This window comes from Rossellomorea sp. LJF3 (assembly GCF_037046045.1).
GTDB lineage: Bacteria > Bacillota > Bacilli > Bacillales > Bacillaceae_B > Rossellomorea.
Window position 1 is genome coordinate 63,165 of record NZ_JBANLY010000010.1, and the last position, 19,717, is coordinate 82,881.

The 19,717-nt window shown below is 46.2% G+C and carries 15 protein-coding genes; 9 read left to right on the top strand and 6 right to left on the bottom strand.

All coding sequences use genetic code 11. The annotated features are described in order from the left end of the window. The first annotated feature begins 183 nt into the window (after nt 1-183). Together V8G47_RS11495 and V8G47_RS11500 are read left to right on the top strand one after the other, a co-directional pair. The gene (locus V8G47_RS11495) at nt 184-1,500 is read left to right on the top strand and encodes an ATP-binding protein (RefSeq protein ID WP_336200230.1); all 1,317 of its coding nucleotides are present in this window, start codon (nt 184-186) and stop codon (nt 1,498-1,500) included. Nucleotides 1,501-1,515: 15 nt separating this feature from the next. Continuing rightward, nucleotides 1,516-2,649, top strand: a complete 1,134-nt coding sequence (locus tag V8G47_RS11500; RefSeq protein WP_336200231.1) for a DEAD/DEAH box helicase — start codon at nt 1,516-1,518, stop codon at nt 2,647-2,649. 58 nt (nt 2,650-2,707) lie between these two features. Here the strand turns inward: V8G47_RS11500 and V8G47_RS11505 are convergent, their stop codons facing one another. After that, the gene (locus V8G47_RS11505) at nt 2,708-4,315 is read right to left on the bottom strand and encodes an amidohydrolase (protein WP_336200232.1); all 1,608 of its coding nucleotides are present in this window, start codon (nt 4,313-4,315) and stop codon (nt 2,708-2,710) included. Nucleotides 4,316-4,470: 155 nt separating this feature from the next. Between V8G47_RS11505 and V8G47_RS11510 the strand changes: the two genes are divergently transcribed. Further along, nucleotides 4,471-5,016, top strand: a complete 546-nt coding sequence (locus tag V8G47_RS11510) for a GNAT family N-acetyltransferase (protein WP_336200233.1) — start codon at nt 4,471-4,473, stop codon at nt 5,014-5,016. Nucleotides 5,017-6,005: 989 nt separating this feature from the next. On the opposite strand, the gene V8G47_RS11515 is transcribed toward V8G47_RS11510, so the two are convergent. After that, nucleotides 6,006-6,239 carry a hypothetical protein gene (locus V8G47_RS11515; RefSeq protein WP_336200234.1) on the bottom strand — a complete coding sequence of 78 codons (234 nt, stop codon included), beginning with the start codon at nt 6,237-6,239 and terminating at the stop codon, nt 6,006-6,008. Between the two features lie 257 nt (nt 6,240-6,496). Here V8G47_RS11515 and V8G47_RS11520 point away from each other — a divergent pair, with 257 nt between their 5' ends. Then, nucleotides 6,497-8,746, top strand: a complete 2,250-nt coding sequence (locus V8G47_RS11520) for a UvrD-helicase domain-containing protein (protein WP_336200235.1) — start codon at nt 6,497-6,499, stop codon at nt 8,744-8,746. 99 nt (nt 8,747-8,845) lie between these two features. On the opposite strand, the gene V8G47_RS11525 is transcribed toward V8G47_RS11520, so the two are convergent. From V8G47_RS11525 to kynU, 3 genes are all read right to left on the bottom strand, one after another. Continuing rightward, on the bottom strand, nt 8,846-8,983 hold the full coding sequence (locus V8G47_RS11525) for a hypothetical protein (protein WP_179884835.1): 138 nt from the start codon (nt 8,981-8,983) through the stop codon (nt 8,846-8,848). Between the two features lie 110 nt (nt 8,984-9,093). Further along, the gene (gene kynB / locus V8G47_RS11530; protein WP_336200237.1) at nt 9,094-9,717 is read right to left on the bottom strand and encodes an arylformamidase; all 624 of its coding nucleotides are present in this window, start codon (nt 9,715-9,717) and stop codon (nt 9,094-9,096) included. A gap of 21 nt (nt 9,718-9,738) precedes the next feature. Next, complete coding sequence (gene kynU / locus V8G47_RS11535) at nt 9,739-11,016, bottom strand: kynureninase (RefSeq protein ID WP_336200238.1); 1,278 nt, start codon at nt 11,014-11,016, stop codon at nt 9,739-9,741. 221 nt (nt 11,017-11,237) lie between these two features. On the opposite strand from kynU, the gene V8G47_RS11540 reads away from it, so the two are divergent. The 3 genes from V8G47_RS11540 to V8G47_RS11550 all read left to right on the top strand — a co-directional run bounded on the left by V8G47_RS11540 (nt 11,238) and on the right by V8G47_RS11550 (nt 15,572). Continuing rightward, nucleotides 11,238-12,617, top strand: coding sequence for a sigma-54 interaction domain-containing protein (locus tag V8G47_RS11540; protein WP_442970831.1), 1,380 nt, complete (start codon nt 11,238-11,240; stop codon nt 12,615-12,617). Nucleotides 12,618-12,691: 74 nt separating this feature from the next. Next, a complete protein-coding gene (locus V8G47_RS11545) occupies nt 12,692-14,077 on the top strand; it encodes a YjiH family protein (RefSeq protein WP_336200239.1) in 1,386 nt (461 codons plus the stop codon). Nucleotides 14,078-14,249: 172 nt separating this feature from the next. Beyond that, nucleotides 14,250-15,572, top strand: coding sequence for an aspartate aminotransferase family protein (locus V8G47_RS11550; RefSeq protein WP_336200240.1), 1,323 nt, complete (start codon nt 14,250-14,252; stop codon nt 15,570-15,572). A gap of 41 nt (nt 15,573-15,613) precedes the next feature. Here V8G47_RS11550 and V8G47_RS11555 read toward each other — a convergent pair whose 3' ends face one another. Further along, nucleotides 15,614-16,465 (bottom strand): MurR/RpiR family transcriptional regulator, encoded by an 852-nt coding sequence (locus V8G47_RS11555; RefSeq protein WP_336200241.1) that lies wholly within the window; start codon nt 16,463-16,465, stop codon nt 15,614-15,616. Between the two features lie 305 nt (nt 16,466-16,770). Here V8G47_RS11555 and V8G47_RS11560 point away from each other — a divergent pair, with 305 nt between their 5' ends. Then, a complete protein-coding gene (locus V8G47_RS11560; RefSeq protein WP_336200242.1) occupies nt 16,771-18,114 on the top strand; it encodes a GntP family permease in 1,344 nt (447 codons plus the stop codon). 90 nt (nt 18,115-18,204) lie between these two features. Beyond that, on the top strand, nt 18,205-19,716 hold the full coding sequence (gene gntK, locus V8G47_RS11565; RefSeq protein WP_336200291.1) for a gluconokinase: 1,512 nt from the start codon (nt 18,205-18,207) through the stop codon (nt 19,714-19,716). The last annotated feature ends 1 nt before the right edge of the window (nt 19,717 follow it).

The following is a 19,717-nucleotide window of genomic DNA, read 5'->3' on the forward strand; positions in this document are numbered from 1 at the left end:
GTTCAACTTATTATTTATTCTCTTCATACAGGCTCCCTATGTTATTATTATGTGTGTTGTAAAAGTAAATGAAACGGATGAAGATACTCTCGTATTTCAGTCTTATGAGTATTTTTGATAAATGGATAAGAACTGAGAAATCATAGGGGAAAGACTATTTGGAATTTAGGTGAATTTCACAACATGAAACAAGCTAAAGATATTGCCTTGAGAATATCCGTCACCTATGTATTGTTAGGCGCATTATGGATTGTATTTTCTGATTATGTTTCCATGATCATCGCACATGAAAAGCTTAGTATGTATATTTATTTTCAGCGCTATAAGGGCTGGTTATTTACGTTTGTAACAGGTATCATCATATTCTTCCTGGTATACCGCAGGACCAATGAACTGATTCTCTCCAACGATAAACTGTCCAAAAAAGAGAAACAGCTTCAGATAAGGAATCAGCATTATCATTCGTTGTTCGAGCAGAATCCCGATGCTGTCTTAGAGCTGAGCTTAGATGGACATGTTACTTCTGTGAATGCAGAAGCCGAGGGATTGCTTGAATTCACTCATGAAGAGTTAAAGGAAGTGAAATTCAGTAAGTTCCTGGATGAAGAAGAAATGAAGCGGGTGACAGACTACTTTTTCGCTGCGATCAAAGGCATCGCATCCACCTTTGAAACGAAGATCCATATCGGGGATAATAAAGGAAAGATCCTCAGGTGCTCCCTCGTTCCGATTATCATCAATCGTGAGGTGACAGGAATGTTCGCAATCGCAAGGGATATCACATTGATTCGGGAAAACGAAGAAATGGTCGTCGCATCGGAAAAGCTTTCCGTCATTGGTCAATTAGCAGCTGCCGTTGCCCATGAAATCCGCAACCCGCTTACTTCTCTCAAGGGATTTATCCAACTTATGCAAACGACGAATACCATTAATCACGATCATCTGGACATTATGCTCTCTGAAGTGGATCGAATTGATTTGATCTCAGGTGAGATGCTGATCCTTGGGAAACAACAGGAAACCCACTTCCGTCATGAAAGACTCGATGATATCCTCCAGCAGGTCCTCGTCCTGATGGAAGCACAGGCTAATCTTGATAATGTGTCCATTACATATGAGAACCTGTCTGAAACACCTTTGTATGTGTCAGGAGAGTCAAATCAGCTTAAACAGGTTTTCATCAATATCATAAAAAATGCCGTGGAAGCTATCCCCGCATCCAGGGATGGGAAGGTCTCCATCACGTTGGAAGAGCAGGGGACGAACGCCCAGGTAATCGTGAAGGATAATGGAGTCGGCATGGAGCCTGGAAGAATCGAACATCTGGGAGAACCGTTTTATTCGACAAAAGAAAAAGGCACGGGCCTCGGTCTTGCCGTATGCAAAAAAATCATCCAGCGCCATAAAGGACATATATACTTTCAAAGTGTAAAAGAAAAAGGAACGGCAGTGGAAATCAGCTTGCCCATTGAGGAAAAGCCTTCTGCCTTTGCCGATTAAGAAAGGACGAAACGAATGAATTCAATCTCAAGCATCATCCATTCGCCAAAACTACAGAAAAACTGGGAAGAATCAGGGTTTACGGCATTCACTCCTGTACAGGAAAAAGTCGTGCCCCTTATCATGGAAGGGAAAGATGTCGTATGTGAATCTCCAACGGGGACCGGAAAAACCCTGACATATTTACTCCCGATCATCCAGGCCATCGATCCATCAAGAAAACAGGCACAGGCTGTCATCCTTGCACCATCAAGAGAGCTGGTCATGCAGATCCACCAGGAAATCCAGAAATGGGCTAAGGGGACGGACATTACGAGTGCTGCCTTGATCGGTGGGGCGAACGTCAAGAAACAAGTCGAGAAGCTGAAGAAAAAGCCTCATATCGTAGTCGGAACAACAGGTCGCCTGATCGAACTGATGAAAATGAAAAAACTGAAGATGCATGAAGTGAAAACGATCGTCGTCGATGAGTTTGACTTAATGATTTCATCAGAGCATATCCGGGAAGTGAAGGATATCATCAAATCGACTTTGAAAGAGCGTCAGGTGCTTTTCTTCTCTGCAACTTTATCAGATGAAACGGAACAAGTAGCCGAATCTCTCTTACAAAACCATGAAATTGTCAAAATGGAAGCCAACCTTGATAATCCGAAAGTCGACCATGTCTTTGTATATAGTGAATTGAGGGATAAGATGGAAGCCCTCAGAAGTATCTCTTATTTCAAAGGGATCAAGGCACTTGTATTCTTCAATCAACTGGAGAAACTCTCTGAAATGGAAGAGAAGCTTAAATATAAGGGAGTCGAGCTCGAAGTACTCGCAGGAGAATCGAATAAGATGGAGCGTAAGCAATCCCTGGACCGTTTCCGCTCCGGGAAGGTGTCCATGCTTCTGACAACCGATGTCGCGGCACGCGGTCTCGATATCACCGATGTTACACACGTCATCCATTTCGATTTTCCGAGTGACACAAAGCAATACATTCACCGTTCAGGAAGAACCGGCCGCATGGGAGCAGAAGGAACCGTCATCTGCCTCGTATCCAAGCGTGAACTGAGCTTCCTTGAAAAACTAAGCAAAGAACTCAACCTCCCATTCCAGGAAAAAACCATCCGCGGCGGCGGACTGCAACAACCGGAAACAAAATAAAAATAGAGGTCCGTCCCCGGATATGAGGGACGGACCTCTATTTAGTTATACACTTCCGCTATTTTTCATACACAATCCTGCCGTCCATCAGTGTCATCCATACACTCGTCTCAAGGAGTTCCTCCGCATCAACTTGGAAAGGATTCCGGTCCAAAACGGCTAAATCAGCTTTCTTTCCGACTTCGATCGTTCCTAAATCATGTTCCCTGAAGTTTCCGTAAGCAGGGGATTTCGTGTAATGGATCAGGGCATGGGCCAACGGAATTTTCTCATGAGGGTTCCATCCGCCTTGAGGAGAACCGTCTTCGTGCTTCCGTGTGACGGCCCTGTACAGGCCGAGCATCGGATTCAAGTCCACAATCGGAAAGTCCGTTCCGAATGCAATGGCTGCGTCATGCTTCTCCAATGAACCGATCGGCCACGTATAGCGTGCCCGCTCCATCCCGAGTCTGTCCAGATAAGCATGGGAATCCATCGAACCCGACGTGAGATGCTCGGGCTGGATGGATGCGATGACTCCGAGCTTCCGGAAACGCTCGAAATCCTGTGGGTCGCATACTTCAATATGTTCGATCGTATGTCTTGAGTCCCTTGCACCATTGACCTTCCTCGCATGCTCATACACATCCAGGCCCAACCGGACAGCGGCGTCCCCGCAAGCGTGCAGGCGGATCCGGAACCCTTCCCGGTCAGCATCCTCGATCCACTTTTGATAAACATGTGGTTCATAAATGGTCCCGCCATTTTCAGTGGGCCGGTCAGAGTATGGCTGAAGCAAATACCCCGTATACGTCAGGGGGACCCCATCCAGGAACTGCTTCAAACCTGAAAACTGAAGCTTATCCGATTGATACTTCTCCCTGAATTGAATGCCACGCCCGAGGTCACCATCCAGCACATCCAGGAAGTGAATGCGTGTCGTCAGCTCCCCTTTATCTTCAAATTCGCGATAAAATCCGGGATCTCCCAATGTATAGCCGGGAAGAGGCAGCATGTCCGCAACGGAAGTGATCCCGTAGGAAGCCGTCTTCTTCAGCATTCCGTTCATCAATCTGTCCTTTACTTTCTTCTCGAATGTAAAAGCTTCCTTCACATACTGTACGGCCGTCTCATATAAAAATCCGGTTGGTTCACCGTCGGCATCTTTTTCAATCTTACCGAAAGGAGGTGCGGGAGTATCCCGGTGAATCCCTAATTTCTCAAGGGCAGCCGTATTCAGCCATGCGCTATGAGCTTCTTCATTGAGCAAAATCACAGGGCGGTGGGGCAGGTACCGATCCAATGAATGGCGGGTGGGGGTGATCTGGTCCGGCCAGCGGACATGATGCCATCCGAATCCAAGCACCCATTCCTCATCGGGATGTTCCCGGGCATACTCCGCAACCATTTTCGCCGTCATATCCTCTGTGGTCCCGAAAGTCAGTTGACAAAACCCCTCAAACATCGCTCCTAAAAACCAATGAAGATGAAAGTCATGGAACCCTGCCGTCACCAGGCGGTTTCCTGCATCCCTGACGTCCGTAGAGGGTCCTATGAAACTTTCCATCTCCGAACGGGGACCGACCCCGATGATCGCGTCATCCTTTATTGCAACGAAGCCATCGATGGGAGCAGTTGCATTCCCTGTGAATAGGGCAGTGCTTACCAGTATTTTCTCGGCCTTCATCGTAATCCCCATCCTTTTTCATCAATTACTTCGATTGTAACCAGATAAAGGAAAGAACACAAACGGTTCATTTATAAAAAATTACTCTGACAAGGAGGCATTGGAAAATCCCATGTTGAATACATAAGGAGAACAAGAAGAAAAGGAGAATGAAAATGTTGACACGAACCTTTCCGGCACTTGAAACAGATAGATTTCGCTTACGGCAGATGAAAGAAGGGGATGCTCCCCGTGTTTTTGATTATTTCTCAAAAGATGAAGTCACCCGATATTATGATCTGGAATCGTTTCATGAGGAAAAACAGGCACTTAAGATCATCGAGAAGTGGAACGAAAGGTTTCACCTGAATGAAGGAATCCGATGGGGAATCGCCTTAAAAGAATCCGGCGAGATCATTGGCAGCTGCGGGTTTCATCAATGGGAAAAAGAACATTTTAAAGCCGAGGTGGGGTTTGAGGTTCATCCATCCTATTGGAGACAAGGGGTCATCACAGAAGTATTACAGCCGATCCTGAGGTACGGCTTTGAAGAAATGAATCTTAATCGGATCGAGGCCTATTACGACCCGGAAAATGTGGCATCGAAGAATAGTCTCGAAAAAGCCGGCTTTACATTTGAAGGCGTATTGCGAAAAGCGGCATTTGAAAAAGGCGTCTTTTGTGATGCGGCTGTCTGCTCTCTATTAAAAGAAGAATATTGACCACAAATTTAAGACGCTGCTTATGTCTATACCACATAAACAGCGCCTTAACTTAAGTAAACCTTATTCAATTAACTTTACTATCCTTTCTTACTAATACACATACGTAACATTCATTTAACATTAAATTAATGGTCTTGCATGGTTTATTAGTTTATTTTCATTTGCCGCTGATTTTCCCACACGCCCACATGTTACGAAGATAGTTTTCACGGGCTATCTTCTTGCGTACCATGATGTTAGCATGCTTCGCTTACATTCTTCATTGGAATCATCTCCTGAAATAAGATTGCGCATTCCCGCATATCCACACATCTTGAAATCAGTTTTCACGGGCCGATCTCAAAAGCGAGATGTGATGCTGACATGCTTTGCTAACTCACTTCATTGGAATCACGCCTTCCTTTAAAGATTGTGTTTGTTAATCATTTATTAATTATATATTAACAAATTATAAAATTAATGCAAATGTTCAGAATAATCAATATAGTGCGATTTTGGGTGGTTTTTGAATTGAAATGGGTGGTTATCTTGGTTTATCTTATTTTTTCTTGGTTTTTTAAAAAATTTATTAGTCCTAATGAGTAATTTCAATATAACGGAGACCGTTCCTTTCCGCTGCAGGTGCTCGCTTTCCGCGGGGCGTGAGTTGAGCCTCCTCGGGCTTGCGTGATGTCCTACCCTTGTCCAGCTCCGGCGGCTAGCCCCTCGAGGTCATAAGCTAAATGGTCCAAGAAGGCAAAAAACGCCTTCCCGGCCCATTCATCTTATGCTTGTCGGGGCTGAGCAAGCCGCCTCCGCTTTTCGTTGTTCCCCGCAGGAGTCGAGGACCTTCCGCTTCAATCCACTCTGTGCTTTTTCATAATATTTTCTTTGGATCAAAGATCAAACAGTAAAAACCATTTAACAACAGTATTGAACTTTACTTCAAAATCAGACATCTACATTGGAACAGCGCTAATTTCATTATATGAACAAAAAAGCCAGCGTTAATCCAACCTCCTATTAAGGTAATTCTCCTCCAGATCCATTTCCCTGTTGACCAACAGTTCCATTTGTTCTAGATGATGGGTTTCGACGACGGGGTCGAGATGGGACCAGTGGACTTTGTTGACGAAGTAGTAGTTTCTGATTTTCTTTAGGATGACAAGGGAGTGGGGGAAGTGGTCGAATTCTGCTTTTATGCTGTTGAAGCGGGTGTAGCCCCATTTTGTCAGTTTCATTGTTTATCACCTAATGTTCTATTACCTTTTCTTTCAATATATTAATCCTCCGGGAGCATATCTGATTTAAACAAACGTTTGATTAGTGTTTCAAAACATTTATTCTACTAGGGTTCGGGGGATTAAACAATCGTTTAACAGTATTTACATATCCAGTCGTGCATCTCTTTCGTCCTGAGATTGTCATTGCTATTCACAAAGGGCTCTTGTTATGATGAGAAGGTTATGAATCGAAAGAAAAGCTAGGAGAATGAGCTTTGAACAAAGTAGTATCCAACTATTCCATTTATCCATATGAAGCAGATAAGAAGGAGATCCCCGTGGCCCCGCTCCATAAGGGGGAAACCACGAAGCAGCTGATATCCTCCCATGACGAGGATGCTTTTTTCTTTCGGACGATGGAGGAAGCGGGCATTCATTTGAATGCGGCTCAGATTGAAGCGGTCCGTCATGTGAAAGGACCATGCTTGACACTTGCCGGTGCGGGAACGGGAAAAACAACGGTGCTCGTCTGCCGTGCAGGCTATTTGATGGCCGTGAAAGGCATTCAGCCAAGAAATATTTTGCTTGTCACATTTACCAAGAAAGCATCGGAAGAGATGAAGCAGCGGATTTCAAGGCTTCCGGGAGCAGAACATGGTGGACAGGTACATGCCAGCACGTTTCATGCCCTATTCCTTTACTTGCTCAGATCCCGTCATTACACACAGGAAGTAATCGGGAACGAGCGCTATAAACAAATCATTTTGAAACAGATCCAGAGAGAAATGAATATATATGATCCGTATGACGCCGAGACGCTCCTTGCCAAGCTTTCTCATTATAAGCTTAATCAGAAAGATTTACGGGAGCTCCCTGAGAAGTCCAAGTCAGAAAAAGAAGTGCGAAGCATCCTCTTAAAATATGAAGAGTGGAAGCGCATGAATCATAAGATGGATTTTGATGATATTTTGACAGAGGCGTATCAACTACTATTGGGAAACCCGAATCTGCTGACGTCCCTTCAGCACCGTTTCCAATATGTGATGGTCGATGAATTCCAGGATACGAATCTGGTTCAATATGAGCTGATCAAATTGATTGCGGCTCATCGTAATCTTTTCGTGGTCGGAGATGATGATCAAACGATTTACACCTTTAACGGCGCCCGGAACGAATTCATTTTGGATTTTGATGAGGAGTTTCCGGATGCCAAAGTCGTGACCTTAAAAGAAAATTACCGGTCAGACGCTTATATCATCGGACTCGGGAATGAAGTCATCGGGCGGAATGAACACCGGCGGAAAAAAGAGCTGATCGCAACAAAAGTGGAGGGACAGAAGCCTCTCTATTCAAGACCCGCCACAGCCGATGAAGAAGCGGTCTGGATCACAGAAGAGATTCAGAGATTACGAGATGAAGGCTATGGTTACGGAGATATGACGATTCTCCACCGTACCATGAGCAGTGGGCGTGCCGTCTTTGAGCAGCTCCTGTTAAAGGAGATTCCCTTCACACCATACAATCAGAAAGATTCCCTCTTCTATGATAACTGGACCGTGAAGCCCGTGGTGGATTACTTGCGATTATCGATCGTCCCAAGAAATTTCGCAGCCATGGAATCGCTGCTGCCCACACTTTTTATCCGAAGAGACCGGGGAATGGCTCATATCCTGGAAGAAGAACAGAAGGAGCGGAAGAAGTATCCCCTCATTCACTTAACGACTTTATCCGGGCTGAAGCCTTTCCAGGTGAAGAATGTGAAAGAACGGATGAAGTTCCTGAAGGCGATTGGTGACCAATCACCGGAAAGTGCCATCAAGCGTATCCGGAAGGAATTCTATCACCAGTATATCGATGCCCAGGAATCTCACGTGGTGACGGAACAGAAGGAGCTCATTAAAGAGATGCTGGACGAGCTTGAAGGCTCGGCAAAGCGCTTTGATACGATTTCAAGCTTCATTACCTTCATTGATGAGATGAAGGCGAAGTATGAGGAAATCTATTCGAATCAAAGGGGGAGCAGGGACACGGACAGTGTGTCCCTCATGACGATTCACCGGTCAAAGGGCCTTGAGTTCCCCGTCGTGTTTTTAATCGGGGCCATTGAAGGGAATCTTCCCCACAGTTCAGCCCTCAATGCCAATAAGCTCGAGGATAAGGTCTACAAGGATCCGAGCCAAAAAGAGAAGACTTCGGGGGCAGTGGAGGAAGAAAGGCGCCTTGCCTATGTAGCCATCACGAGGGCAAAAGAGAAATTGTTCATTTCTTCCCCGGCCTATTATCAAGGCGAACAGCGTAAGTCCTCGCGCTTTATTGCGGATTTATTCAAACAGACGCCACACGCTGAACAGAAGCCCCCTAAAAAAGCGAGAAGCGGAAAGGTGAGTAAGATTCTTGCCTGGGTGTGCACAAGCTCTGAGTGCATTGCCTGGCAGAGGCCCGAAACCCATGAAGATATCGAATCCAAGGTTTGTCCCCTTTGTTCAAGCCCTATGAAACTGGGAGAAAAGGACATTATCGAATAAAAAAAGCCCCGGCGTCCTGGAAAGTGAAGGACACCGGGGCTTTATTGCGGTTTATCGACCGTTCTATAAAATGCAAACGAGCATCAATAAACCGACCCCTCACTGCGAAAAATGGTCATCACGTGAATCAACCTTCTTCGAATCATTCGAATCCAAAGCCTGTCTTAAAAAATAAATAAGAATACCCATGATTATCCCAAGTATCACGATAAAACCGATGGTAATGGTGATTCCCATAAACCCCACTCCTTTTTATGGCTATATGATTTCAGCCGTCTACTATCAGTCTATGAAAAAGGAGGGGAGATATATTCGACCCTATGGACAAAAAAGGTTCACGAATAATGTTACGTTCGGTCGATCAAAACGGCACGAACCGGAGAACCGTCCCCTTCTTTAAGAGGAAGGGGGAGAGCCACAAGCTCATATAGCCCAGGGGTTACATGGGTAAGGTCGATCCCCTCGAGAATCCCGATATCATGTTCCCGCAGAGAATGATGGGCGTCCAATTCCTTGCTGTCCAATGGATCAACCGAAGGAAGGTCCACCCCGATCAAATCAATGCCCTTTTCCTTTAAAAAAGGGGCAAGTTCTTTCGTGATAGGGGGAATGTGCCCGGGGAATCGGTTTGGATCACTCCAGGCATTGGTTTTAAACAGAACTTTTTTAACATCAGTAAAGTCGATCTTCATTAATCTTTCAGGACTGATTTCAGGCTCTCCTTCCAACGAAACCACGATGGCCGGTCCCATAAAACGTTCTGGGGCCATATCGAGGATCCGGTTCCCGTCACTGTCGAAGTGGAACGGGGCATCCACGTGGGTCCCGGTATGGGAACTCATGGTCAGCTGGCCGACATTGACGGATCCCGTTTCTTCCTTCGTCCAGTTCAAGGAAAAGGAAAAAGGGGTGTCTCCCGGCCAAACAGGGGTTTCATCATGCAGGGGTCTTGAAATATCGATCATTTTCATGATTGCCTCACCCTTTCTGTGTTAAGCGACAACGTTCCGTGTATTTTCAAACTGCTTGTATTCTTCTTTTTCCATGATGTTTTTCAAGATGTGAATCGTCTCCCATACATCTTCATACGACGAATAAAGAGCCACAGGTGCCAGCCGGATCACGTTCGGAGCCCTGAAATCAGGTGTCACCCTGTTTGCTTTCAAGGCTTTACAGATCCTCGCTGCTTCCTCATGCTTCAGGCTGATATGTCCGCCCCGGCGTTCATCTTCAAAGGGGTTACAGATGGTAAATCCATAGCCGTTAAGCTCCTGATGGAATAAATCCATCATGAACCTTGTAAGAGAAAGGGATTTCTGTCTCAGATTCTCAATCCCGGCTTCTTCAAATAACTGAAGGGAGCCGAGGAGGGGGGCACTGCTCAAAATATGGGGGGTCCCGATTTGGAAAGCACCGGCAGAATCAGCATGAGTGAGCGTATGATCCATATCGAACTGCGCATCCTTCCGTGAACTGAACCAGCCGGAAAGACCGGGCTTCTTCCCTCTGTGGCGGTTGTGAACGAATAATCCCCCGACACCACCAGGACCGCTATTTAAGTATTTGTAATTGCACCACACCGCAAAGTCCACACCGTCTTCGTGCAGCTGATGAGGGAGGGCTCCGATCGAATGGGCGAGGTCGAATCCGATGACAATACCACGTTTGTGGGCTTCATCCGTCAAGCGCTTGATATCCAGCAGCTGCCCGCTTCGGTAAAGGACCGACGGTAAGAGGATAAGGGCGATCTCATCGGTCATTTGAAGAATGATGTCTTCCTCACGCAGGGTAAACCCATCCCTGCTTTTCACCTGGACCAGATGCTCGTCAGGGGAATACCCTTTTAATTCAAGCTGACTTTGAACCGCGTAAATATCCGAAGGGAAAGTGAGTTCATCTGCCAGAATCCTCGTTCGTTTTCCGTGAGGTTGATAGAAGGTGGCCAATAACTGATGAAGATTCGTCGTGATGGAGCCCGTCACGATGACTTCTTCCTTTTCTGCACCCACTAAAGGAGCCGTCATTCCTCCAAGCTTCTCAGAATAATAGAACCACGGCTCCTGCCCGTCCATCCAGCCATCGATTCCATGTTCCTTCCAATCATTCAATGAGGTCAAAAGCGACTCCTCGGCTCGCTTCGATAGTAGTCCCAAGGAGTTCCCATCCATATAATAGTGATTTTCCTTTATGTAGAATTCCTTCCGGAAATGGGCAAGTGTATCCTGTTTATCCATCTCTTTGGCGTGTTCCATCGTTAATGCATGTGTCATCCCTATCCCACCTTTAACAGTCTTACCAAAATGATAATCGAAATGATTTGAATAGTAAAATAATTGTTTTGTAAGAGGGTTGGTTATTATGCATTATTAAATAAATTATTCAAAAATGTATAAAAAGTCAAAATAGTCTGGTATAAATGGATTAATATAATAAAATTCAGTGGAATTATTCATAATTGAATAATCCGGTGAAGATGAAAGGGGTGACCAGGGTGACTGAGACGAAAAAAAGTTGGAATGAAAACGAAGCAATCCTTCACTCATTGCAGGACGATATTCTAGTAACGAATACAGATGGAATCATTTTGAAAGTCAGTGAGGCGACTGGTGGTATTTATAATGTTAAATCAGAGGATATGGTAGGGAAATCCGTCTATGATCTTGAGAGGGAGGGAATCTTCACCCCGATTTTAACTCCATTGGTATTAAAGGAAAAAAAGAAAATTACGCTGGTTCAGACAAGTAAAGAAGGAAAAAAGCTCCTGGTTACAGGGATCCCGGTTTTCCATGAAAATGGAGAGCTTGTGCGGGTCGTCAGCTATTCACATGACGTAACGGAATTATTGAATATGAAGAAATACTTAGAGGACATGGAAGATGAGATGGAAAGGGTGAAAAGTGAACTCGAAATCCTCAGGAGCCGTCATTATTATTCGGAAGGGATCATTGCCACAAGCGATGAGATGAAGAGGGTTCTCCAGATTGCCCTGCAGGTGGCAGAAGTGGATGTGAATGTCCTATTGTTAGGGGAATCCGGTGTCGGGAAGTCCCATATTGCGAAGTTCGTTCATAATAAAAGCCAAAGAAAAGGGGGACCTTTCATTGAGGTCAATTGCGGTGCCATACCGGAATCCTTATTTGAAGCTGAGTTCTTCGGTTATGAACCTGGCTCGTTCACTGGGGCCGATCGCAAGGGGAAGGTAGGGTTGGCTGAACTTGCAGAAGGCGGTACTCTTTTTCTTGATGAAATCGGGGAGCTGTCACAACCTAATCAAGTGAAAATCTTGAAATTCATCCAAGAGAAACAATTTTACCGGGTCGGCGGTACGAAGCAAAGGAAGGTGGACTTTCGGGTCCTGGCAGCGACGAACAGGGATTTGGAGATGGCCGTGGAGAACAGGGAATTCAGGCAGGATCTATTCTTTCGTCTGAATGTCGTTCCCATTACCATCCCGCCTTTAAGGGAACGAACATCGGATATTATTACAATGATCGATTATTTTGTAGGCTATTTTTGTGAAAAATATCAGCGCCGGAGGACATTGGATGAAGGGGTGATCCATCAGCTTCTCATTCAGGAATGGAAAGGGAATGTCAGGGAGTTGATGAACCTGATTGAGAGACTGATTGTCACATCTTCGAGGCAGATCATTGAAATGGAGAACCTGCCGGGGCGATACATAAAACATAGTGGGGATCTTTCAGAGTTTGACCGTGAAGGACAATCACTGAAGGATATTCTTGAAACGGTTGAAAAGCAGGTGCTGAAGAAAGCGAGGCAGCAGTATAAAACAACGACTGTAATGGCACAAAATCTTGGGATCAGTCAGCCGTCAGTAGTCAGAAAAATGAAAAAATACAGCATTGGATAAAAGGTTGGCATGATACTTGCAAGTTCTTTAGTGAATAGAAGGATAAATGAATCATTTCAAAGGGGTGTTTGACAATGGAGGTTGGAAAACAGAATGTCAGTCAGTTACAAACCCGGTCAGGGAGATCAGCTAAGGAATCAATGAAGTTTATCATTCCTTCCTTATTAGGAGTTTTGCTGTTTTTGGTCCCTGTGACTTACGAAGGGAATATGACCATCGGGGTCGGGATCTTTGCTTCATATTTTCAGGGGATGTTAGAAGGAGTATTGCCATTATTCATGACGATCATATTTGGGATATCCGCTCTCATGGCCATTTATACAAAATTTCTTCAACCTAAGTGGATCGTCACCCAGCCATTTCTAAAAGGGCTGTTCGATGTAGGTACGTTCTGGATCGCCATCCGTGTCATCGGTTCAGTCTTTGCCATCATGACCGTAAACGGGATCGGACCGGAATGGATCATATCCGACTATACGGGCGGTACGGTTCTGTATTCGTTAGTCCCTGTTTTGACAACCTGGTTCTTGTTTGCAGGTTTATTGATGCCTCTTCTATTAGACTTTGGACTGATGGATTTCTTCGGGACCCTGCTTCAGAAGATCATGAAGCCTTTATTCCAGCTGCCGGGACGGTCTTCCATTGATGCCCTCGCTTCCTGGATGGGGAGTGGGACAGTCGGGGTCCTCATTACAACGAAACAATTTGAAGAAGGCTACTACACAAAACGGGAAGCTGCGGTCATTGCGACCAACTTCTCTGTTGCTTCCATCGCTTTCAGTCTCGTGATCGTCAGTTTCATAGGTTTGGAGTCCATGTTTGTGCAATTATACGGAACCGTCGTCATTGCAGGGATCGCAGCAGCGGTGATTTGCCCGCGCATCCCGCCACTTTCCAGAAAAAAAGACACATACTATGAGCCCGTCGGCATGCAAATTTCTGAAACGGTACCTGAAGATGTTTCCCGTCTTCAATGGGGCTTCGAAAAAGCTGTTGAAAAAGCATCTGAGGTGAAAAGTGTCGGTGAAGTGACCAAAAAAGGACTGCAAAACGTATTTGATATCTGGTTCGGACTCATTCCACTCGTCATGGCCCTTGGAACGCTTGCTTTAGTCGTGGCAGAATATACACCGGTGTTTGATGTGCTGGCTTACCCGGTCGTACCACTCCTTGAACTATTGCAAATCCCGCAGGCTGCTGATGCTGCCCCTGCCATGATCGTCGGGTTTGCCGATATGTTCCTGCCTGCAGTGGTGGGGAGCGGGATCGAAAGTGAGTTAACGAGATTTGTGATCGCGGCCATGTCTTTGACTCAATTAATCTATATGTCTGAAATCGGGATCCTGCTGATTAAATCCAAGATTCCCATCAGCTTCCTGGATCTCTTCATCATCTTCATCCAACGAACCATCATCACACTGCCAATCGTCGCATTACTGGCGCACTTTTTCTTTATGTAGTAGACCTTTCGCAGATGTTATTACATCTAAATCAGCATAGTCCTAAGGAAAGCGAGCACCTGCAGCGGAAATCAACCAGCACTTTCCCTTTAACAACCAAGTTATGACAACTGCTTTATGTAAAACCTCGACAATTTAGCATTATACAATAAGAATATCTGGGGGTACTGAAATGGAACGAACGTTTGAACAGCTTATCGAGCGGATGCCGGACCGGCTGGCACCGAGCATGGCAAAAGATCATCCGAATTTGCCGGTAGTGAAAGAAGAAGGGTGCTACTACTATGGGCTTGACGGAAGGAAGTATCTTGACTTCACCTCTGGCATCGCCGTGACAAACGTGGGCCATCGTCATCCGAAAATCGTCCAGGCGATCAAAGATGCAGCGGACGGTCTGATGCACGGTCCTTCAGGTGTCATCATGTATGAATCGATCCTTCGCCTGGCTGATGAACTGGCAGAGATCCTTCCGGGTGACCTTGATAGTTTCTTCTTTGCCAACAGCGGTACGGAAGCCATCGAAGGGGCGATCAAGCTTGCTAAATATGTAACGAAGCGTCCTTATGTCATATCCTTTACGGGGTGTTTTCATGGCCGCTCATTGGGTGCACTCAGTGTCACGACTTCAAAGAGCAAGTATCGGAAGTTCATGCAGCCTTCAGGTTTGACGTATCAGATACCGTATGCGAATGAACGGGAGTGTCCGGAGGGAGAGGATTCAGCACGGTATGTTGTCAATAAGCTTGAAAAGGATTTTGAAACGCTTTTCGATCACCAGGTCACCCCGGAAGAAGTGGCGTGTGTCATTTTAGAACCGGTGTTGGGGGAAGGGGGATATATCGTCCCTCCGAAAGCCTGGCTTAAGAAGGTAAGGGAGATTTGCAACAGGCATGATATTTTACTGATTTTCGATGAAGTCCAAACGGGCTTCGGACGTACGGGCAATTGGTTTGCGGCACAAACCTTCGATGTGACGCCGGATATCATGGCGATCGCGAAAGGTATAGCGTCGGGTCTTCCCCTGAGCGCGACGGTGGCGTCCAATGAGCTGATGAAACAGTGGCCCCTCGGAAGCCATGGCACGACGTTCGGCGGGAACCCGATCGCCTGCTCTGTCGGTCTTGCCACCCTGGAAGTCATGAAGGAGGAAAGGCTCCTTGATAATACGAAGACGATGGGTGCATACGCCGTTTCAAGGCTCGAGAGGTTGAAAGAGAAACATCCTGTAATCGGAAGCATCCGGGCGGTGGGCTTAATGATCGGGATAGAAATCGTCCATCCAAAGACGCGTAAACCGAATCAGGAAGGCTTGATGGACATCCTTGACCGGGCTCTTGAGAAAGGGGTTTTATTTTATCTGTGCGGAAATCACTCCGAAGTGATCCGCATGATTCCACCCCTTACGGTTACAAAAGAGCAGATCGACGCCGGTCTTCACATGCTGGATGAAGCGGTGACGGAGTATGAGGCAACACTGATGACTCATCTGGATTAAAATAAAAAAAGCTGATCAGTTCTGAACTGATCAGCCTTTTTTTATAGCCTTTTAACCGAAATGGCCTTCCTCATCTTCCGGAGGGCATCCTGTCCTTCTGTTTCCCTTCTCATCATTAAGTTCACATAGAGAGCATCAATCAGTGTTAACTGAGCAATGCGGGAGGACAGAGCTTCTGAACGGTAGTCGGTTTCCTCTGAAACGGTGAAGAGGGGTGTGTCGACCCTCTGGCTCAATGGCGATTTGGCGAAATTGGTGATGCAGATGGTCTTGGCCCCCGTTTCTTTGACGATGTCGAGCACTTGAAGAATATCTTTCGTCGATCCTGAGTGGGATATGAACACGGCGCAATCGTCACTCGTCATCTGGGAAGCGGTCATTAGCTGAATGTGACTGTCACTTGCAGCATGCACGCGCAGACCGGTCCGGATGAATTTATGGTAAGCATCAAGGGCGATGACACCCGACCCGCCGCTTCCGAAGAACTCGATGGAACGGGCGCTAGTCATCATGTCCACGGCTTTCATCAGCTTTTTCTCATCCACCACCATCAAAGTGTCTTCGATGGTTTTGATATTGGACCTGAATACTTTTGTGGCGATCGTTTGTGCCGTATCGCCTTCATTGATGCGTTCATGAATGTCCTTAAGTCCAGTCACGATTTCTGAGGCAAGGGCGATTTTCATCGCCTGATAGCCTTTAAAGCCGATTCGTTTACAAAAGCGGAAGACAGTAGAGTCGGCCACTCCTAAATCTTCCGCCAGACCGTTGATCGTTGAATGGATGATCTCGTTTGGATTTTCGAGTATATAGTCGGCAATTTTTTTCTCCGTCACACTGAATTGGGGATAGTGAGAACGGATACTTGCTAAACAATGTTGATGTTGACTCATTGACACCACTCCTGTAAGGGTTTTCATAGTTTCATTATACAAGATTCAAAGAAAAATAAAAATAATTTCTGTAAACGGTTGCAAAAAGAAAAATATTTTTTATAATAGAGATAGACAGAAAATAATTTTCCTGCTTAATTTGTTCACTCGAAAAGGCAATTCTCTTACCGAAATGGGAGAGTCATAGTTACATAGAGTGTTTTGCAAACGCTTCACTCGTCCGTCGGGAACGAATTAGCAGGATCATATGGTATAAAAAATTTGGCAGCAGAGCTGCCGTGAGGAAAGAAAGGCAGGGATACACAATGTCAGATCAAATGCTCATTTTAGTGGCACTGGCCGGAATTTTTCTTTTATTATTTTTAGTTATTAGAACAAAGCTTCACGCTTTTGTTGCCCTATTATTGGTAAGTTTAATCGTAGGGATCGCGGCCGGCATGCCGCTTCAGGAAGTAGTGGCATCGATACAGAGCGGTATGGGCGGGACCCTCGGGTTTGTGGCCGTTGTCGTTGGTTTAGGTGCGATGTTCGGACGCATGCTTGAAGTATCAGGGGGAGCGGAACGACTGGCTCAGACACTGATTAACAAATTTGGGGAAGATAAGGCACAATGGTCCCTTGGGATCACAGGTTTCCTCGTTGCCATTCCCGTATTCTTTGATGTAGGATTCATCATTCTTGTACCGATTGTGTACGGATTGGCAAGAAAAACAGGCAAGTCACTCCTTTACTATGGAATTCCATTGCTTGCAGGTCTTGCCGTAACACACAGCTTCATCCCTCCGACTCCGGGACCGATTGCGGTTGCTGACTTGATCGGGGCGGACCTTGGATGGGTCATCCTGTTTGGTACGATTGCCGGTGTTCCATCCATGATCATCGCTGGTCCACTTTTTGCAAAATGGATTTCAAAACGAATTCATGCAGTGGTTCCTGACTATATGCAGGCAGAAGAAATGGAGTACGATAAAGAGCTTCCGAGTTTCGCTCTGATTGCTTCTCTTATCTCGATTCCATTAGTATTGATCTTATTGAATACGCTTTCGGGTGTTGTGTTAGATGAAGGGAATATCATTCGTTCCATCCTGACATTCTTGGGACATCCTTTCGTGGCCTTGACGATTGCGACACTGTTGACGTTCGTTCTATTAGGCACGAAGCGCGGATACTCCCGCCAGGAAGTTCAGGACATTGCAACGAAAGCACTTGAGCCTGCAGGGATCATCATCCTTGTAACAGGTGCAGGTGGAGTTTTCAAGCAAGTATTGATAGACTCCGGTGTTGGGGAAGTATTAGGAAATATGATGGCTGGTTCAAGCCTGCCACCGATCGCCCTTGCTTTCTTGATTGCCATGGTCGTTCGTGTTGCTCAAGGATCTGCGACTGTTTCCATGGTAACAGCTGCAGGATTGATGAGCCCGCTGATCGACACTCTTGGTATGCAAGGTCCCGTTCTTGGTTTGATGGTTATTGCCATCGCTTCAGGGGCGACAGTTTTCTCCCATGTGAATGATAGTGGTTTCTGGCTCGTTAACCGTTATTTTGGATTAGATGTGAAAGATACGTTAAAATCATGGACCGTGATGGAGACACTCATCGGTTTTGTAGGATTTGCCGTTGTGTTCATTTTAGGGATATTCATTAGCTAAAATAGGATAGAATAATAGCAGAAGAGGGAAGAGCCATGTCGCTTCTTCCTTTTCTCTATTTATTTAGGAGGAACGAAGATGTCAGAATTCATGATTGGTGTCGATATCGGGACCACCAGTACAAAGGCGGTACTTTTTAATAAAGAAGGAAAGGCGATCGAGCGTCACGGGATCGAATATCCATTACATACACCATCACCGGGGACGGCTGAACAGGATCCTGAAGAAATTTTTCAGGCTGTCCTTAGATGCGTCAAGGAAGTGGCTTCAAGTACGAAAGAAACGATTTCATTTGTGGCGTTCAGTTCTGCCATGCACAGTTTGATCCTTGTGGATGAAAATGACCAGCCGCTGACCCCTTCCATTACATGGGCGGATAACCGTAGTGCTGCATGGGCGGAGAAGATCAAGAAAGAAATGAACGGGATGGAGATTTATAGAAGGACCGGTACACCGATCCATCCGATGTCTCCCCTTGTGAAGCTTGCCTGGCTGAAGGATGAAAAACCGGAATTGTTCGGAAAAGCAGCAAAGTTCATCTCCATTAAAGAATTTGTTTTCCATCGTTTGTTTGGGAAATATGTAGTTGATTATTCCATTGCTTCTGCTACAGGGATGTTCCATTTGGAAAACCTGGCTTGGGATGAGGAAGCCATGAAAGTGGCCGGCGTCTCGAAGGATAAGTTGTCGACTCCGGTATCTACAACGGATAGCCTCGTCGGGTTGAAGTCGGAATATACGGAAATGCTGGGCTTACCTGCCGACACGCCATTTGTCGTAGGCGCAAGCGACGGGGTTCTATCGAATCTTGGCGTCAATGCCATCGAGCCCGGAGTAGTCGCCGTGACGATCGGCACAAGTGGCGCGATCCGTGCCGTGACGGACCGGCCGGTGACAGATCCAAAGGGCCGGATCTTCTGCTATGCCTTAACGGAAAAGCACTGGGTGATCGGCGGACCCGTGAATAATGGCGGAATGATCTTCAGATGGGTCCGGGACGAACTTGCTTCCGGCGAAGTGGAAGTGGCGAAACGATTAGGGAAGGATCCCTATGAAGTGCTTACGGATATTGCAGCAAAAGTAGAACCGGGATCAGAAGGGCTCCTGTTCCATCCATATATGGCCGGTGAACGTGCCCCCCTTTGGAATGCAAAAGCCCGCGGTTCTTTCTTCGGTCTCGGGATGCACCACAAAAAAGAGCATATGATCCGTGCCGTCCTTGAAGGGATCGTCATGAACTTGTACAGTGTACTTCTTGCCCTCGAGGAATTGATCGGTACGCCGAAACGGGTGCAGGCAACCGGTGGATTTGCCCGCTCTGAGCTGTGGCGCCAGATGCTTGCCGACGTGTTCGACCAGGAAGTGGAAGTACCGGAAAGCTTCGAAAGCTCATGCCTTGGCGCCGTCGTACTCGGGATGTACGGCAGCGGAATGATCGACTCTTTGGAAGCAGTAAGTGAAATGGTAGGGTCCGTTCATTCTCATCAGCCTGTTCCGAAAGCGACGGAAGCTTATACCAGGTTGATGCCGATTTTCATCCGGGTTCCACGCTTGCTGGAAGAGGAATACGAAGCCATCAGTGCTTACCAGGAAAAAAGCTGAC

Excerpts from the sequence above, each read along its gene's own strand:
- kynU (WP_336200238.1), bottom strand. The coding sequence starts at position 11,016 with ATGACACATGCATTAACGATGGAACACGCCAAAGAGATGGATAAACAG.
- V8G47_RS11510 (WP_336200233.1), top strand. The coding sequence starts at position 4,471 with ATGTTGACACGAACCTTTCCGGCACTTGAAACAGATAGATTTCGCTTA.
- V8G47_RS11545 (WP_336200239.1), top strand. The coding sequence starts at position 12,692 with ATGGAGGTTGGAAAACAGAATGTCAGTCAGTTACAAACCCGGTCAGGG.
- V8G47_RS11500 (WP_336200231.1), top strand. The coding sequence starts at position 1,516 with ATGAATTCAATCTCAAGCATCATCCATTCGCCAAAACTACAGAAAAAC.
- V8G47_RS11515 (WP_336200234.1), bottom strand. The coding sequence starts at position 6,239 with ATGAAACTGACAAAATGGGGCTACACCCGCTTCAACAGCATAAAAGCA.
- V8G47_RS11550 (WP_336200240.1), top strand. The coding sequence starts at position 14,250 with ATGGAACGAACGTTTGAACAGCTTATCGAGCGGATGCCGGACCGGCTG.
- V8G47_RS11525 (WP_179884835.1), bottom strand. The coding sequence starts at position 8,983 with ATGGGAATCACCATTACCATCGGTTTTATCGTGATACTTGGGATAATC.
- V8G47_RS11555 (WP_336200241.1), bottom strand. The coding sequence starts at position 16,465 with ATGAGTCAACATCAACATTGTTTAGCAAGTATCCGTTCTCACTATCCC.
- V8G47_RS11495 (WP_336200230.1), top strand. The coding sequence starts at position 184 with ATGAAACAAGCTAAAGATATTGCCTTGAGAATATCCGTCACCTATGTA.
- V8G47_RS11560 (WP_336200242.1), top strand. The coding sequence starts at position 16,771 with ATGTCAGATCAAATGCTCATTTTAGTGGCACTGGCCGGAATTTTTCTT.
- kynB (WP_336200237.1), bottom strand. The coding sequence starts at position 9,717 with ATGAAAATGATCGATATTTCAAGACCCCTGCATGATGAAACCCCTGTT.
- V8G47_RS11505 (WP_336200232.1), bottom strand. The coding sequence starts at position 4,315 with ATGAAGGCCGAGAAAATACTGGTAAGCACTGCCCTATTCACAGGGAAT.
- gntK (WP_336200291.1), top strand. The coding sequence starts at position 18,205 with ATGATTGGTGTCGATATCGGGACCACCAGTACAAAGGCGGTACTTTTT.